The sequence below is a fragment of the Paraburkholderia sp. RL17-373-BIF-A genome (genome assembly GCF_046030175.1).
Lineage (GTDB): Bacteria > Pseudomonadota > Gammaproteobacteria > Burkholderiales > Burkholderiaceae > Paraburkholderia.
Genome location: NZ_JARESO010000007.1, coordinates 161,211 through 174,443, shown reverse-complemented (window position 1 = coordinate 174,443; position 13,233 = coordinate 161,211). Strand labels below are relative to the sequence as shown.

Sequence of the window (13,233 nt, the reverse complement as noted above, 5' to 3'; positions counted from 1 at the left end):
CGTCGCATGGCCGGTGCGAGCGTGAGTCGTCTCACTCTCGCTCACGGCTTGCCACTCCGGTCATTCCACTTTGACCTTGTGCGGCTTGGTGGCTTTTTCGAGCTTGTTGTACTCGAACTCAGGCACCGACTTCAGCGCATCCTTCGTCGCGCCGGCGAGGAACAGGTTGCCGTCGCGGATCTCGAAGTGATCGACCGGGATCGCCACATAGTGCTTGCCCATGCCGAGGAAGCCGCCCACCGACACGACCGCATACGTCGCCTTACGGTCCGGCGAAATGATCACGTCATAGATGCTGCCGATCTTGTCGTTCAGATCGTTGTAGACCGGCTGGTCGACAAGGGCGCGCCGCACGCTCCAGCCCTTCAGCAGCGCATTGGTTTGCTCGACCGTGCCACCGAGCGGTTGCAGTCCGGCAATCTGCGCGTAGGCGCCTTGTGAGGCGCAGATCGCGGCGAGTGCGGTCGCGCAGATCAGAGTTTTTGCTTTCATTTTCGGCTCCTTGATGGCTGTTCAACAGCCAGCTTCGTACGTTGGTATGAGGAAGCACGTGACGTGCCCGGACTCCGGCATGAATCGTCATTCGTGCCTCGCGATCAAGATTCAATTGCTGCGGTAGGGCTGTTTGTCGGCCACCCGTTAGCCGACAATTCTCCGCTTGTGATATCTGGACGGAGAAAAGGCATGAAATCAACCTGGGCATTGCTGGCCCTGGCTGTCGGCGCATTCGGCATCGGCACCACGGAATTCGCGCCAATGGGTTTGTTGCCGGTGATCGCGAACGGCGTGGGCGTTTCCATTCCGGCCGCGGGCCTGCTGATCAGCGCCTATGCGCTCGGCGTCATGCTGGGCGCGCCGTTGATGACGCTCGCCTTCGGCAGGCTGCGCGCGAAGAAAGCGCTGATCGCGCTCATGTCGATCTTCGTCATCGGCAATCTGCTCTCGGCGATGGCGCCCGGCTACTGGACGCTGCTCGCCGCGCGCCTCGTGACGAGCCTGAACCACGGCGCGTTCTTCGGCATCGGCTCGGTGGTCGCGGCGAATCTCGTGTCGCGTGAGAAGCGCGCGAGCGCGGTCGCCACCATGTTCATGGGTCTGACGATCGCCAACATCGGCGGCGTGCCGGCGGCGACCTGGATCGGTCAGCAGATCGGCTGGCGCATGGCGTTCGCCGGCACCGCCGGACTCGGTGTGCTGGCGATCGCCGCATTGGCCGTCGCGTTGCCTCGAGGCGACGCCGGCAAGATGCCGGACATTCGCCGCGAGTTGCGCGTGCTGGCGCGTCCTGACGTGCTGATGGCGATGGCCACCACCGTCATGGGCGCCGGCGCGATGTTCACGCTTTACACCTATGTGGCGCCGGTGCTCGAGAATATGACGGGTGCCTCCGCCGGTTTCGTCACGATTGCGCTGGTACTGATCGGCATCGGCTTCACGATCGGCAACGGGCTGGGCGGTCGGCTCGCCGACTGGTCGCTCGACGGCAGCACCAAGCTGTTTCTCGGCGCGCTGGCGGTCATCATGGTGGCGCTGCCGTTCGTTCTCACCAGCCACGTGGGGGCGTTGATCGGCATGCTCGTGTGGGGCGCGGCCACGTTCGCGATCGTGCCGCCGGTCCAGATTCGCGTGATGCACGCGGCGGCCGACGCGCCGGGGCTGGCGTCGTCGGTCAATGTGGGCGCGTTCAATCTCGGCAATGCGCTGGGCGCCGCTGCCGGCGGCGCGGTGATTTCGGCGGGATTGGGCTACACGGCCGTACCGATTGCCGGCGCGGTGCTGGCCGCGGCGGGCTTGATACTGGTGTTCGCCGGCCGTGCAGCAAATCGCCGCGCGGTCGAGACCTGCTGAGAGCGAGGCCCAGAACCGGACGGCTTCCCCGGCGGTATTCGCGGGCGACGCGGCAAGATTCGACCGGCGGGAATTCTACGCGTCGCACGCATGCGCAGCGCACGGCTCTGTACGCCCGGCCACAGAGCGCGCTGCGACAACCATGCACAATCGAAAGCGCTATCCGGGCGGCGCCTGCCGCACACTTGCGCCCTGCGCGTCCGGGCCGCCTGCCGCGCGAACCGATGCACGGTGACGGCGATCACCACCTGCCGCATTGGAGAAGCAATGGGTTGGAAAAGTCTGCTGATCGAAACGCCGGTCTGGTTGATGGCCCGTTTCTACCCGCCACGGTTCGATCCGAATCGTGACACGCCGCGCGAGATTCTGGTGCTGCGTCCGAACGATTTCGGCGAACTGCTCACCACCACGCCGCTCTTCGAGGCGCTGCGCAAACGCTTTCCGACGACGCGCCTGATCGCCGGCGTGGGCAGTTGGGGGCGTCCGATACTCGAGAACAATCCCTTCGTCGACGAGATCGTGGAGATCGACGCGCCCTGGAACAACAAGCTGGTCGAGGACCGCTCACACGGCAACGTGTTGCGTTTTCTGTCGAAGTCCCCGCAGGTCGCCGCACTGCGCGCGCGGGGCGGCTTTGATGTCGGTATCGACGTGCTCGGCAGCTATATGGGCGCGCTGCTGATGATGCGCACGGGCGTGCGCTATCGCATCGGCGTGCGCGGTTATCGCGGCGGCTGGAGCGGGTGTCAGGCGTTTATCGAATTCGCTGTCCGCCAATGCGGACGCGCGGCGCTCGCGCAGGGCGAACTGCTCGGCGCGACGGCGCTGCCGGAAGCGCGCCCGCAACTGTTCCTGACCGACGTCGAGCGTGCAACAGCCGCGCAAATCTGGAATGCGGGCGGCGTGCCGGGGCGCCGAACCGTGCGGTTGATCGTCGGCGTCGGGGCCGGTGTTCCCACCAAGGCGTGGGACGCACGCCCGGTCGGCGCCACGCTCGCGCAGATCGCACAGACACTGGAAAAAGCCGGCGACGCGTGCGATATCGTGATCGTCGGCAGCAAGGCGGATCAGTTGCGCGCCGCCGAGGCGATCGCAACGGCGGGGCCGGGCGTGCCGGTCCGCTCGCTGGCGGGCGAAGTGCCGATGCGCATCTTGTTCGCCCTCACCGAAGGGGCCGGCGTCGTGCTGACGAACTCGTCGATGCTGATGCACGTCGCGGCAGCGTTTCGTCGTCCTACCGTCGCGGTGATCGGCGGGAGCGTGACCAAACCCGACCGGCACGACGCCATCTGGGGTTATCCGCCGCCGTATCGCAGCGTGTCGCCCGAGCAGTATGTCGCGGGTGAACACGCACGGAACTGGCCGAGCGTCGAGCGGGTCGCGCAGGCGGTGCTGGAGGCGGTTGGTACGCAACGGGCGCAAGTTGGTGCGGCGGCCTGACGTCGTGCCGCTGGATGCGTTAGGCTCGCAGCACGGACCTCGTACAAGGACGGAGCAATTGCCGTGGACACGACCGATCTCTCCAACCTCTACCGGAATTACATTGCCTGCCTGAACAAACAGGACTGGCCGAATCTCGGCCAGTTCGTCGACGACGACGCGCACTACAACGGTCAGCGCATCGGCTTATCCGGTTATCGCGAGATGCTGGAGAGAGACTTCCGTGAAATTCCGGACCTTCATTTCGACATTCAGTTGTTGATTTCCGATCCGCCTTATATAGCCAGCCGGCTCGGCTTCGTCTGTACGCCAAAGGGCGCGTTCCTCGGCCTCGCCGTCAACGGAAAGCGCGTTTCCTTCACGGAGAACGTGTTCTATCAATTCCGCAATGGAAAGATCGAGCAGGTGTGGTCAGTGATCGATAAGGCGGCCATCGAAGCGCAGCTTGAATCCGACGGCACGGCTTGAACGTTGAGCCATCAGATTAGTTTTGCGGGCTGCGCGTCACATTCAGATTGGTGTCGAAGAACTTCAGCGCCGCATTTCCAATGTACTCGTGCAGTTCGGTGCGATCCACGCCGGGCGCATCGATACACATTTCCGGCCACGTGTCCCGGCCGTACTGATCACATTCGTTGGCGAAGATTTCATGATCGACGAGGCCCGGCATCACATCCAGTTGCGTGTGCGGCGCGTATTTCGCGGCGAACTCGGCATTCTCTTTGGGCGGGGCCTGCGTGTCCCTCGCACCCACGATGATATAAGCGGGCACCTTCAACTGCGCCACGCTTTGCTCGTCCATGCCGAAACCCTGTAAGTCGCCGGGTGCCATCGCGACGACCGCCTTGACGCGGCGGTCGTACACCTTGCGCGCCGGCCCGGCATCGAGCGGCAACTCCTTGCGCAGCGATGCCGGCACCAGCTCGTTGTTCTTCCAGGCCCGCTGATAGGCGAGGTACTTGTCCGGATTGACCATCGCGCCGCCAATCCAGAGCGACGTGAAGCCGCCCTGCGAATGGCCGGCAACGCCGATCCGTTCCGGATCGATATGCGGTCCCCAGCGTTTGTCGTTCAGAAGGAAAGTGATGTCCTTGCTGATGTCGACTGGGCGCTGCCAGAGTTTGCTCCGCGTGTACATGATCGTGGCGTCGTAGGTGTTGGCGCGGTAGTGATACAGCGTGGCCACGATATAGCCGCGCGACGCCAGATACTGCGCAAACCAGGCATAGTAAAGTCCATTGCTGCCATGCCCGTGGGAGAACATGACGAGCGGACGCTTTATCCCGTCGGAGACGATATCGGCGTTCTTGTAGAGATGCAGGTTGGTGAAGAAAACCATGCGCGTCGGCGTGGCGGAACTGGCAGGCACGGCGGGATAGAACAGCGTGAGCGCAAGGTGTCGGTTGCCTTGCGCCGTGTCGACGTATTCGAGTTGTTTCATCCCGACCGGATAGGGTGCGCCAGGCTGGATGGATTGCGCAAACGTGATGGCAGACCACGTGGCCATGCAGCCGCATAGGGTCGCCGATAGCGGACGGACCGATCCACATTTCGTCAGCAGAGCTGTTTTCATTTTTTCCTCTTTCTGACGACCGGATCGATTTGCGTGGTTTCGTGAACTCCGCGTGTTTATCGGGCCGCGGCTGTCGGCGGCGGGGTCTGCACGACGGGCGCGGCAGCTTGCAGGATGTCGTCCCGAACGCGAGTGCGCGGCGGGTAGATGCGTACGCAGTTGATGGTTTGCTTCGTCGTCTTGGCGGCGTCGCCTTCGGACACGAGATGCCGGTCCCAACCCTCCGTGTATACGGCGCCCCAGGGACCGAGATCGAGAATGGTCGTGTACCAGTCGATATGAAGCGGCAGCATCTCGCCGCCGAACAGATCGCAGACGACGTTGTGACCGGCATAGCGTCCCATCGGCCGGCTGTGCTGGCATGACATGACGGATGGCCGCGCGCCGTCGATCAACACGCGCGCGCAATCGCCGGCAGCGAATACATGCGCTACGTTTTCCACGCGCATGAACGCATCCACTGGAAGGCGTCCGAGCGGATCGAGTGTCACGGGGATTTGCGCGGTCAGCGCGTTCGCGCGCATGCCGCCGCACCAGATTACCGTGGTGGCTTCAATGCGCCGGCCATTCGTGAGTTCGACGCCGTCGGCGTCCACTGACTGCAAGGACACGCCGGCGAGCATCTCGACGCCGAGGGCATCCATCGCGCGCTCGATGACAGGCTGCGCGCCGCCCATGGCCTGGCCGATCTTCGCCGAGCGATCGGCCAGCACGACGTGCACGGCGTCGCGATGCGCGTCGCCCGCGATGCCGCGCAGCCGCGCCGGCAGTTCGGCCGCCAGTTCGATTCCGGTCAAACCGGCGCCGACCACCACGGCCGTAAACGCACTCGCCGCACTCGTCGAACTCGTCGCACTCGCGAGCGACGGCAAGCCGCGCAGATGCACGGCGAGTTTCGTTGCGCCAGAGAACGTATCGACGTCGAACGCGTGCTCGGTCAAACCGGGAATATCGGGGTGGACGAGTTGGCTGCCCGCCGCGATGACGAGCCGGTCGTAAGCCAGTGTTTGCGTCTGTCCTTGGGTCTGAAGCGTGATGCCGCCGTTCGCCACATCGATGCCGGATACCGTGCCTTCGACGAGCCGCACGCCGATCGGCTCGAGCACATCGGCTAGCGGCACGCGCGTCTCGTCCAGATTCTGTTCGTAATTCCGCACCCGAATACTGTGGTACGGCGTGCCGTTGATGACGACCACCTCCACTTGATCGGCGGGAACGCGCAGTTCGTCGAGTTTGCGCGCCGCGCCCACCGCGCTCCAGAGTCCGGCGAAGCCTGCGCCGATCACCACGATCCGCTTCAAGACGCTCTCCCAGGGAAATTCGTGCGGACCTTCAAATCCTCGGCGCAGCGGCCGATTCGAGGTCGTGATTGTCTGCGCTGGTAGCTTACTCGTGCCGAAGAGGCCGGTGAAGCCGATCGTCAGTGCTCGTCCGCCAACCCGGCAGATTTGACACGATTACGATAAAATCGCATGCGATGTATAATGCCGTTAGCGAGGCGTTAGCCTCTACCCAACGAGGACGCAGATGAAATCGACCGACCAACCAGCTTCCGCGGATGTGAAGCTCTCCGACTTCCTGTGCTTTGCGGTCTATTCCGCGAACCTGGCGTTCGGCAAGGCATACAAGCCGATTCTCGAAGAGCTTGGGCTCACCTATACGCAATACATCACGATCATTGCGCTGTGGGAGGAGGACAACCAGACCGTCAGCAGTCTGGGCGAGAAACTGTTCCTGGAGTCCAACACGCTCACGCCGATCCTGAAGAAGCTGGAGGCGGCGGGATATGTGGAACGGCAGCGGGACCCCGAAGACGAGCGCCAGGTGCGGGTCGGCTTGACGAAAAGCGGTCGGCGGTTGCGCGAAAAAGGCCTGAACATGGACCTCGTCGAAGCAACCGGCCTCGCGCCGGACGAGTTCTCGAAAGTGCAGAAGGCGATCGTGACGCTGCGCAACAATCTCGTCAAAGCGGTTCAGAACGGGGAATGAGCGGCGGATCACGCGATCCGTGCGCGCATCAAGCGCCTTTCAAAACGAAGAAGCCCGCGAACGATGTCCGCGGGCTTCTTCTTCTTTGCGCCACGGCGTTGCTTCATCGTCGGCGCTTGATTTAACCTTCAGCCGCGCTCGGGCAGCTTCCAGTTCGGGCGGACGAAGTGGCACGTGTATCCGTCGGGAATGCGCTCCAGATAGTCCTGATGTTCCGGCTCGGCTTCCCAGAACGGGCCGGCGGGAACGATCTCGGTGACGACCTTGCCAGGCCAGAGATCCGATGCCTCGACGTCGGCGATGGTGTGCTCGGCCACTCGCTTCTGCTCATCGTCGAGATAGAAGATGGCCGAGCGGTAGCTCATGCCGATGTCGTTGCCCTGGCGGTTCTTCGTCGTCGGATCGTGGATCTGGAAGAAAAACTCCAGGATCTTGCGATAGCTGATCTGGCGCGGGTCGAACACGATTTCCAGCGCCTCTGCGTGCGTGCCGTGGTTGCGGTAAGTGGCGTTGGGCACGTCGCCGCCCGTGTAGCCCACGCGCGTGGACAGCACGCCGGGATAGCGCCGCAGCAGGTCTTGCATGCCCCAGAAGCAGCCGCCGGCCAGGATGGCGGTTTCGGTTTGCGTCGTCATTTCAATCCAATCCTTTTCGTCAGTGGTTGGCTCGCCGTTTTTCGGATGCGGTCCCGCAAGCATGCCAGAGATCGGCACGGCCAGTCGGCCGGCAGGCAAAGCCCTTCGTGCCGACCTGGGGCATTGGCAAGCTAACCGGCCGCGCTGCGTGCCGCGGCCGGCTGCGCGCTTTAGTGACGTGCGTAAAGATTGTCGTGAGGCGCGACGGCGGCGCGGCTTGCGGACTCGGAGTGGCCGGAGACGACACCGCCATACGCGGCTTGCGAGCCGGCTGCGTCGTCGGCACTCGCCGCGACGGTTTGCGCGCTCTGCCCGCGTTGCGACGCTGGGGCGCCGACCGAAGGGCGATAGAAGGGGGCCGGACCATAGCCGCTGGCGAATGCGGGCGCGGCGGCGGAAGCAGAAAGTGCGACGAGCAATGCAGCAACGAGTTTGGTTTTCATGATGGAACTCCGCATAAAAGATGTTTGGTAAGAGGCGCGAGCCTTGCCGGATCGCGCCCCGAAAAGCCGATTCAGTGATGGAAAAGGATCAGACCACGTTGACCACGACGTCGATGTTTCCGCGCGTTGCTTTCGAATACGGGCAGATTTCGTGCGCTTCGTGCGCGAGGGCCTCGGCAACTTTGCGCGCCACGCCCGGCACGCTGACGTCGAAGCGGGCCTGGAGGAAGTAGGCGTCGCCGGTCATGCCCAGATCCACCTCGATATCCACCGACAGATCGGCCGGAAGCGTCACCTTTTTCGCCTGAGCCACGAGGCCGATCGCGGAGATGTAACAGGCCGACCAGGCGCCCGCGAACAACTGCTCCGCGGTCGGATGCGCCTGGACGGCCGGGAACGCGATGTCGTCGCCGGCGCCTTTGGCCGTCGACAGATTGAGGTCGACGCGGCCGCCGCGGCCGCTGAACTTCGTGTGGGTTTTGCCGGTGAGCAGGACGGTTTCGATCTTGGTCATGATGAATTCCTTGAAAGAGAGAGGGTGTCTAATCGCTTTAAATCGCATGCGATGCGATCGCATGCGTCGCATAATGAGGGAGAAGTTTGGCCTTGTCAAGCGCATGAGATTAAATCGCATACGATTTTTGATAGCAAAAGCCGCGATTAGTCGATGGCCGTCAGGAAGCGGTTGTCTTAACCGGGTTGGCGAAACAAGCCGCTGACCACGATTTCCGACCGGTCCGCGCCGTTCCGATCAACTAGACTACGGGTAGCCCAATCCGACGCGCCCAACGCCGTGAAGCGAACGACGATCCCGGAGAACGACAAGAAAGAGATCAGCGCCGACGCGCAAAACCGCGCGGCGAGCGATGGCATTCAAGGCGAACCCACGGGCGAGGACGGGCGTGGCGTCCTAAGAAGAGCGACGATTTGGCTTGAGCAGATGGATCCCGGCACGCATCGCCGGATCAAGGGACTGCGGCTTATCACCGCCTACGGCATCGCCGCTGCGCTCGGGACGTTGCAGGACATCACGCATGGTTTGCCCGGCGCGACGCTCGTCGCCTCGCTGGCCGGCAACTTCGCGCTGTGGGCCAGCGTCTCGGAAGCGCGCGTCTCGCGGCCCGAATCCAGCCGCGACCTGGCACTCCTGTGTGCCGCCGCCGTGCTCGGCGCGGCCATGTTCATCGCATTCGCCCCGCTCCTGCAGTCGATCGGCAAATCGGGCCCGGAACTGACGCTCGTCACAGGCGCCTTTCTGGTCGGCTATCTCAAGCGCTTCGGCATTCTGGGTGCGGGAATGGGCTCCCAGATATACATCGGCCAATTGCTGGCTTACAACGTCCATCTGACGACGGTCGATCTGCCGGCGGTCGGAGTGGCGGGACTGATCGCGATTATCGCGTGCATCGTTCCACGGCTGCTCAGCGGCCCGGCGGAGCGTCCCGCCATGACGGTGCTTTCGCCCGTCAACGTGCCGGATCGCTGGATACTTTCCGCTGAACTCATCATGGGCCTGCAGGCGGCAAGCGGCGCGCTGGTCGTCGTTGTCTTGAACGAGACGATCGGACTCAAGGAGTCCGCCTGGGCGATCACGGCAAGCACCTACGTGGTTGCGGGCTCCGCGAGCGGCACGGCGGAACGGGTGCGCCGACGGATCATCGGTACGTTGATCGGCGTTCCGGTGGGTTTAGCCTGCCTGCCGCTCGTCGAGCACGCGCCGCTGCTCGCCTGGGCCGCCGTCGCGGCCGCCATGATCGTCTACGCGATGACGTTGCCCGATCGCTACGACATCGCTTGCGGAGCGTTCGCCTTCACGCTGATCGTGACGCTGGCGATCGGCGGCGTGCACTCCATTTCGATTCTTGGCGCGCGCGCCTGGGAGACGCTCCTCGGCGGCGTGCTTGGACTGCTGGCGGCGAAGTTCATCTTCCCGCTGCGCTTGTGACGGGCCGGGGTGGAGAGCGTCGCGCGACCGTCCGCAAGCCTACGACCCCAGCTTTTCCATCAGGAAGTCGACGAAACTGCGCACGCGCGAGGACAGATGCCGCGCATGCGGATAAAGCAGCACGAACGGCCGCGAGCAACCGCCATAGGGAATGAGCAATTCCTTGAGCGTTCCCTCAGCAAGGTCTTTCTCGACAATGAACCGGTAGGTTTGAAAAATACCCGCACCGTGACGCGCGAGCGTCGCCCCGGCAAGCACGTCGCCCGATGACGTGCAAGCGCCGCTCGTCATCGTCTCGACAACTTCGCCTTCGTATTTGAACAGCCACGGAAGATTGCGGCCGGTGCTCGGCAACGCGTACTGGACACAGTCGTGATGGATCAGGTCGTCCGGCGTTTTCAGCTTGGCGGCGCCACGCAGATAAGCCGGCGAAGCGATGACCACCAGTTCCGCGTCCTCGATCGTGCGCGCGATCAGCCCGGAGTCTCCGGGCGCCGCGCCGCGAATGGCCAGGTCGAAGCCTTCTTCGCCAAAATCGATGTTGCGATTGCTGAGATGCGTTTCCACCGTCACGCCCGGATAGCGCTTGCGAAACTCGGCCAGCAGGGGAAGCACGCGGTAGTGTCCATACGGCGTCGGCATGCTGATGCGCAGCACGCCGGTCGGCGCGGTTTGCTGTCCGGTCGCTTCGCGCTCGGCTTCGGCGAGCTGGGCCAGCGCCAGACGACATTGTTCGAAGTAGCGTCGTCCCGCATCGGTTAGCCGGATCTGCCGGGTGGTCCGCACGAACAATCGCACGCCGAGACGCTCTTCCAGACGCGCGACCGTACGACTGACGGCGGCCGGCGTGACGCTCGCGGCGTTGGCGGCCTCGGTGAAACTCTCCAGTTCGGCCGCGAGACAGAACAGTTCGATACTGCCCAGAAGGACATCTTCAAATTGACGCTGCATGGTCTCTCGGCGAAGTGCCTGATCGCGCTGTCTTGTCCGGGCAGAACGCCGCCCGGAACGGCCGCAGCGCGAACGCAACGGCGGCGCGGCCACGTTGGATGCGGAACAAGGGTTCAAACGGAATATCAGGACTATATTGTAGTGAGACTCGATGAGGAAGCGACATGAGCAATCAGACAGACAACCGCGCCTTGCTGCACGTGCTGGGCATCGACAAACCGATCATTCAGGCGCCGATGGCCGGCGTCACCACGCCCGCCCTGGCTGCGGCTGTTTCCAATGCGGGCGGGCTCGGCTCGCTGGGCGTCGGAGCGATGAACGCTGACGGCGCGCGCAAGGTGATCAGGGAGACGCGCGCACTGACGGGCAAGCCGTTCAACATCAACGTGTTCTGCCATCAGCCTGCGCAAGCGGACGCGGCGCTCGAGCAGCAATGGTTGAGCTGGCTTGCGCCGCACTTCGAAAAATATGGGGCAACGCCGCCGGCCAAGCTGTCGGAGATCTACACGAGCTTTCTTGCGGATCCCGCCATGCTGGCGGTTTTTCTGGAGGAGAAGCCGGCGATCGTCAGTTTCCACTTCGGCTTGCCTTCCGGCGATGTCATCGCCGAACTGAGGAAGGCGGGCATCAAGCTGCTTGCCAGTGCGACCAATCTGGAGGAAGCGGCGCAGGTCGAAGCGGCCGGCGTCGATGCGATCGTGGCGCAAGGGATCGAGGCCGGCGGGCATCGCGGTGTGTTCGACCCGGATGCATTCGACGACAGGTTGGGCACGTTCGCCCTGACGCGTTTGCTGGCCAGGGAATGCCGGCTGCCGGTGATCGCCGCCGGCGGCATCATGGACGGCGCCGGCATTGCGGCGGCGCTCGCGCTCGGCGCTCAGGCCGCGCAGCTTGGCACGGCCTTTGTGACGTGCCCGGAAACGTCGATCGACGAGGGTTATCGTCGCGCGATGCTCGGCGAGGCGGCTCGCCGCACGACGTTCACGGCGGCGATCTCCGGGCGGCTGGCGAGAAGCATGGCGAACAGCTTCACGGCGCTCGGCGCCGACCCGCATTCACCCAGGCCGGCCGCCTATCCCATTGCCTACGACGCCGGCAAGGCGCTGAATGCGGCAGCGAAGGCGAAAGGCGAGTTCGGCTACGGCGCGCATTGGGCAGGCCAAGCCGCCGCGCTGGCAAGGTCGTTGCCCGCGGTGGAACTGATGGCCCAACTGGAGCGCGAACTGAAGCAGAGCATCGAGCAGCTGCGGCAGTTCGCGAACTAAAAACTGGAAGGCCAACGGGTAGAGCGATCCCCGCCCGACGCTCAACCCGGCTTCTGGGCAAGCTGCTTGCGATAGGCCTCGACCGGCAATCCGCCCCAGCCCCAGTTCTCGGTGTCCACTTCTTCGATGACAACGAAGGTCGCTGCGAGCGGCTTGTTCAGCACGTCCAGCAGCACCTGACTGACGCCTGCGATGAGTTGGGCTTTTTCGTCGGCTGTGACAGCATCGTTGCCGGGTTTGGAACCTTCGCGGGTCACCTGAATTGTGACGATAGGCATGGCGTTCTCCGTAATCCTCGGTTGACGTGAAGGCGCCGATCAGCGGCGCCCTGGCGTGATCAGTGGCCCGCGCTCTGGCCGCCGTCGACGTGCAGGATTTCGCCCGTCACGAACGGCGCTGAATCCAGATACAGGACAGCGCCCACGATATCGCTCATTTCGCCCATGTGCCCGACAGGATGCAGCCCGCCGAGCGCCGCATGGGTTTCTTGCGCATGCATGGGCGACTTGATGATGCCCGGCGAGACGGCGTTCGCGCGGATGCCTCTCTTCGCGTATTCGATGGCCAGCGACTTCGTGGCCGCGTTCAGGCCGCCTTTGGTCAGTGAGGCCAGCACCGAGGGTACGCCGTCGATAGCGTGGTCGACGAGACTCGTCGAAATGCTGACCACGTGGCCGCTGCCATTCTTTTCCATCTCGGCAATGGCGAGTTGCGTGATGAAAAAGAAGCCGTTGAGGTTCACGGCGGTGACGTTTGCGTAGTCTTCGGCCGTATAGCTGGTGAAGGGCTTGGCGACGAAAATGCCGGCGTTGTTGACGAGCGTGTCGATGCGGCCAAAGCGGGCGATGGCTTCGGCAATTACGCGCTGCGCGGTGGCCGGGTCGCCGATATCGCCTGCCACGGTCAGGACGTTGGGATCTTCCGAGGGCTTGACCGAACGTGCGGTGGCGACGACGCGGTAGTCGAGCTTGCGAAACGCGTTGACCAGTTCGGCGCCGATGCCTTGCGATGCGCCCGTAACGACGACGACTTTTTGTGACGTGTTCATGGCTAAATCTCCGGATAAGTAACTTGGGATCAAATGCTGATCGGGCCAGCGGCTCCGATGGGTATGAAATCTAGGCCCATCGGCGCCGATCTCGAA

At 63.6% G+C, this 13,233-nt stretch carries 15 protein-coding genes; 6 read left to right on the top strand and 9 right to left on the bottom strand.

Annotation, left to right across the window (positions count from 1 at the left end):
- Positions 1-60 precede the first annotated feature (60 nt).
- Entirely contained in the window at positions 61-492 is a 432-nt protein-coding gene (locus P0D80_RS11325; RefSeq protein WP_132378682.1) for a PRC-barrel domain-containing protein, read from the bottom strand.
- Positions 493-684: 192 nt separating this feature from the next.
- On the opposite strand from P0D80_RS11325, the gene P0D80_RS11320 reads away from it, so the two are divergent.
- The 3 genes from P0D80_RS11320 (at position 685) to P0D80_RS11310 (ending at position 3,756) form a co-directional block, all read left to right on the top strand.
- Complete coding sequence (locus P0D80_RS11320) at positions 685-1,848, top strand: MFS transporter (RefSeq protein WP_132378680.1); 1,164 nt, start codon at positions 685-687, stop codon at positions 1,846-1,848.
- A gap of 267 nt (positions 1,849-2,115) precedes the next feature.
- Positions 2,116-3,288 (top strand): glycosyltransferase family 9 protein, encoded by a 1,173-nt coding sequence (locus tag P0D80_RS11315; protein WP_408283748.1) that lies wholly within the window; start codon positions 2,116-2,118, stop codon positions 3,286-3,288.
- A gap of 63 nt (positions 3,289-3,351) precedes the next feature.
- On the top strand, positions 3,352-3,756 hold the full coding sequence (locus P0D80_RS11310; protein WP_408180249.1) for an ester cyclase: 405 nt from the start codon (positions 3,352-3,354) through the stop codon (positions 3,754-3,756).
- A 16-nt stretch (positions 3,757-3,772) separates the two neighbouring features.
- Here P0D80_RS11310 and P0D80_RS11305 read toward each other — a convergent pair whose 3' ends face one another.
- Positions 3,773-4,795, bottom strand: a complete 1,023-nt coding sequence (locus P0D80_RS11305; RefSeq protein WP_408283746.1) for an alpha/beta hydrolase family protein — start codon at positions 4,793-4,795, stop codon at positions 3,773-3,775.
- A 122-nt stretch (positions 4,796-4,917) separates the two neighbouring features.
- Positions 4,918-6,162, bottom strand: a complete 1,245-nt coding sequence (locus P0D80_RS11300; RefSeq protein WP_408283744.1) for an NAD(P)/FAD-dependent oxidoreductase — start codon at positions 6,160-6,162, stop codon at positions 4,918-4,920.
- Between the two features lie 226 nt (positions 6,163-6,388).
- Here P0D80_RS11300 and P0D80_RS11295 point away from each other — a divergent pair, with 226 nt between their 5' ends.
- Entirely contained in the window at positions 6,389-6,850 is a 462-nt protein-coding gene (locus P0D80_RS11295) for a MarR family winged helix-turn-helix transcriptional regulator (protein ID WP_121309326.1), read from the top strand.
- A gap of 128 nt (positions 6,851-6,978) precedes the next feature.
- Here the strand turns inward: P0D80_RS11295 and msrA are convergent, their stop codons facing one another.
- From msrA to P0D80_RS11280, 3 genes are all read right to left on the bottom strand, one after another.
- Positions 6,979-7,485, bottom strand: coding sequence for a peptide-methionine (S)-S-oxide reductase MsrA (msrA, locus tag P0D80_RS11290; protein ID WP_408180252.1), 507 nt, complete (start codon positions 7,483-7,485; stop codon positions 6,979-6,981).
- Positions 7,486-7,655: 170 nt separating this feature from the next.
- Positions 7,656-7,928 carry a hypothetical protein gene (locus P0D80_RS11285; RefSeq protein ID WP_408283740.1) on the bottom strand — a complete coding sequence of 91 codons (273 nt, stop codon included), beginning with the start codon at positions 7,926-7,928 and terminating at the stop codon, positions 7,656-7,658.
- 88 nt (positions 7,929-8,016) lie between these two features.
- Positions 8,017-8,442, bottom strand: coding sequence for an Ohr family peroxiredoxin (locus P0D80_RS11280; protein WP_408283737.1), 426 nt, complete (start codon positions 8,440-8,442; stop codon positions 8,017-8,019).
- Between the two features lie 426 nt (positions 8,443-8,868).
- Here P0D80_RS11280 and P0D80_RS11275 point away from each other — a divergent pair, with 426 nt between their 5' ends.
- On the top strand, positions 8,869-9,873 hold the full coding sequence (locus P0D80_RS11275) for an FUSC family protein (RefSeq protein ID WP_408283995.1): 1,005 nt from the start codon (positions 8,869-8,871) through the stop codon (positions 9,871-9,873).
- Positions 9,874-9,912: 39 nt separating this feature from the next.
- Here P0D80_RS11275 and P0D80_RS11270 read toward each other — a convergent pair whose 3' ends face one another.
- On the bottom strand, positions 9,913-10,824 hold the full coding sequence (locus P0D80_RS11270) for a LysR family transcriptional regulator (RefSeq protein ID WP_408180255.1): 912 nt from the start codon (positions 10,822-10,824) through the stop codon (positions 9,913-9,915).
- Between the two features lie 164 nt (positions 10,825-10,988).
- On the opposite strand from P0D80_RS11270, the gene P0D80_RS11265 reads away from it, so the two are divergent.
- Positions 10,989-12,089, top strand: coding sequence for an NAD(P)H-dependent flavin oxidoreductase (locus P0D80_RS11265; RefSeq protein WP_408180256.1), 1,101 nt, complete (start codon positions 10,989-10,991; stop codon positions 12,087-12,089).
- 41 nt (positions 12,090-12,130) lie between these two features.
- Here the strand turns inward: P0D80_RS11265 and P0D80_RS11260 are convergent, their stop codons facing one another.
- Both P0D80_RS11260 and P0D80_RS11255 read right to left on the bottom strand, forming a co-directional pair.
- Positions 12,131-12,367 (bottom strand): tautomerase family protein, encoded by a 237-nt coding sequence (locus tag P0D80_RS11260; RefSeq protein WP_132378662.1) that lies wholly within the window; start codon positions 12,365-12,367, stop codon positions 12,131-12,133.
- Between the two features lie 59 nt (positions 12,368-12,426).
- Positions 12,427-13,137, bottom strand: coding sequence for an SDR family NAD(P)-dependent oxidoreductase (locus P0D80_RS11255; RefSeq protein WP_408180257.1), 711 nt, complete (start codon positions 13,135-13,137; stop codon positions 12,427-12,429).
- Positions 13,138-13,233: the final 96 nt, after the last annotated feature.